The 2360-nt window shown below is 61.2% G+C and carries 3 protein-coding genes; 2 read left to right on the top strand and 1 reads right to left on the bottom strand.

Going from position 1 to position 2360, the window contains the following annotated elements:
• Positions 1–6 precede the first annotated feature (6 nt).
• Positions 7–144 (top strand): multicopper oxidase domain-containing protein, encoded by a 138-nt coding sequence (locus VEK15_18145; protein HXV62627.1) that lies wholly within the window; start codon positions 7–9, stop codon positions 142–144.
• A complete protein-coding gene (locus VEK15_18140) occupies positions 144–1541 on the top strand; it encodes an amidohydrolase family protein (GenBank protein HXV62626.1) in 1398 nt (465 codons plus the stop codon). Before VEK15_18145 ends, VEK15_18140 begins: the two co-directional genes overlap by 1 nt.
• A gap of 205 nt (positions 1542–1746) precedes the next feature.
• On the opposite strand, the gene VEK15_18135 is transcribed toward VEK15_18140, so the two are convergent.
• Positions 1747–2031, bottom strand: coding sequence for a type II toxin-antitoxin system Phd/YefM family antitoxin (locus tag VEK15_18135; GenBank protein ID HXV62625.1), 285 nt, complete (start codon positions 2029–2031; stop codon positions 1747–1749).
• Positions 2032–2360 lie beyond the last annotated feature (329 nt).

Genomic DNA, 2360 nt, shown 5'->3' with positions numbered 1-2360 from the left:
GATACGGTGCTCGTGGCGGTTGGGGAGACGGTAGACATCCTGCTCGAGCTGTCGAACCCGGGGCGGTGGATGGTGCACTGTCACATTGCCGAGCACCTGGAGACGGGTATGAAGCTGATATTCGAAGTGGACGGAGGGAATTGATGAGTGTCGTTGTAATTCTTCTGACGCTTTTAGGCCAACCCTACGCGCAGCTATCGGAAGCGACTCGTGAGTTCGTGAGCGTAGAGGCTCCGACCATCGTGATTTCGGGCGTTCAAGTCGTCGATGGCACGGGAGCACCGGCGAAAGCGGATCAGACCATCGTGATCGAGAACGGCAAGATCGCAGCCCTGGGACCCTCTTCTACCGTGAGCGTTCCCGCCGGCGCCGAGCGGCTCGAGTTGAGCGGGCACACGGTCATTCCCGGCATCGTCGGAGTACACAACCATACGTTCTACACGACGTCGAGCCGCACATCGCAGATGAACACGACGGCGCCCAAACTCTATCTCGGAAGCGGCGTCACGACCATCCGCACCACGGGGAGCTACTCGCCTTATAGCGAGATCAACATGAAGCGGGCCATCGAAGAAGGCGAGATCCCCGGCCCACGGATGCACGTGACCGGGCCTTACATCACCGGACCGGGCGCGAGCTCCTTCATGACCCAGGTCGGCACCCCGGAGGACGCGAAACGCGTGGTGGCTTACTGGGCGGAGGAGGGCGCAACCTGGTTCAAAGCCTATACGCTCATCTCCCGAGCCGAGCTGAAAGCCGCGGTCGAGGAAGCTCATCGCCGCGGACTGAAGTTCACCGGCCATCTCTGCTCGGTGACGTTTCGCGAGGCCGTCGATCTGGGGATCGACAGTCTCGAGCACGGCTTCTTCACCAACACCGAGTACGATCCCGACAAGAAGCCCGACGAGTGCCCGACCGGCTTTCGCGAGCATTTGCGGAAGCTGGACATCGGGAGCGCACCGGTCAAGGCCACGATCGATCACATGATTTCGAACGACGTGGCGATGACGTCGACGCTTGCAGTCTACGAGCTGTCCGTGCCGGATCGCCCTCCTCTCGAGACCCGGGTGCTAGAGATGCTCGCGCCCGAGGCCCGGGAGGAGTACTTGACACGTCGCTCCGAGATCTCCCGGCAGGCCTCGGAGTCGGTGATGGCCGATCTATTTCCCCGAGCCCAGGCGTTCGAATATGCGTTCTTCAAAGCCGGCGGCCTCCTCGCCGCGGGCGTCGATCCGACGGGAAACGGCGGCGCGCTTCCGGGATTCGGCGACCAGCGTAACTACGAGCTCCTGCTAGAGGCCGAGTTCACCCCCGCCGAGACCATCCAGATCATGACTCTGAACGGCGCCAAGGTCCTCGGTGTCGACGACTCTCTCGGAACCATCGAGGTGGGGAAGATCGCGGATCTCGTGGTCATCGACGGGGACCCGGTCGCGCGTCATGCGGAAATTCGCAACGTGGTCACCGTCTTCAAGGACGGCGTCGGTTACGACGCCAAGAAGCTCGTCGATTCCGTGCGAGGTCTGGTCGGGATTCAATAGGGTGCTCAATGCCGTGGCGGGACCCGTGATCCCGGAGTGCGTGACGAGTCGGGCCCGCCTCGGGAACCTCGATAGAGTGTCGATCCGAGAAACGAGCTTGCGGTAGAGCCGCTCGGCATCGTCGGCATTTTGTGCGTTGACGACGTACTCGAGAATGTCGTCGACGTCCCTTATCGCGTTCCGGCTCCAAACAACCTGGTAAACCTCATTCACTCCAGAGCTGTTTCAGCTTCTTCTCGAAGTGACGACGCGCATCCTTGTCGCGCACGCCCCTGCCGCGGCTTACCTCGTCCTCACCGACCGCCAGGTAGCGCAGCAAGAGAAGGGCCTCGCGTTGCCGCTCGAAGCTCTCCACATCCAGCAGCACCGCGGTTGCCTTGCCGTTCTGGGTGATCACGATCGGCTGGCCAGACTCTCTCGCTCGCCGGATTAGCTCAGCACTCTTGATCTTCAACGTCGTGACCGGCTCGATCGCTTCGCTGAACTTCATCAGGCCGAATGTGGCTCCGAATTTGGACCCTGATCAAACTGGAGTTTCTGATAGGGGTAGTACTCGCCGGGTTGTTACTCCGCGCCACGAGACGGGTCCCTATTCCAACCTCTAGCCACACGGAAAGGCGCCGTCGTTTTCGATAGAATCCCATTCACGCGGCTTAGATAGGGTTGCAAGAGTTGCCTGGTGTGCGGCCTCCGTCGGCATTGAGTAGAATGAACCAGGGAGATACATGGCGCGAATCGTACTCGACCTGCCGGACGAGGTGTTTTCCGCTCTGCGACGATCACCGGATGAGTTTTCCCGGGAGCTGCGCCTGGCGGCAG

This window comes from Vicinamibacteria bacterium (assembly GCA_035620555.1).
In the GTDB taxonomy this organism is placed as follows: Bacteria; Acidobacteriota; Vicinamibacteria; order Marinacidobacterales; family SMYC01; genus DASPGQ01.
Note: the sequence above shows the minus strand (reverse complement) of the source record. Positions and strands in the feature narration are given on the sequence as shown.

Coding starts and splice junctions, on each gene's coding strand:
- VEK15_18140 (HXV62626.1), top strand. CDS start 144: ATGAGTGTCGTTGTAATTCTTCTGACGCTTTTAGGCCAACCCTACGCG.
- VEK15_18135 (HXV62625.1), bottom strand. CDS start 2,031: ATGAAGTTCAGCGAAGCGATCGAGCCGGTCACGACGTTGAAGATCAAG.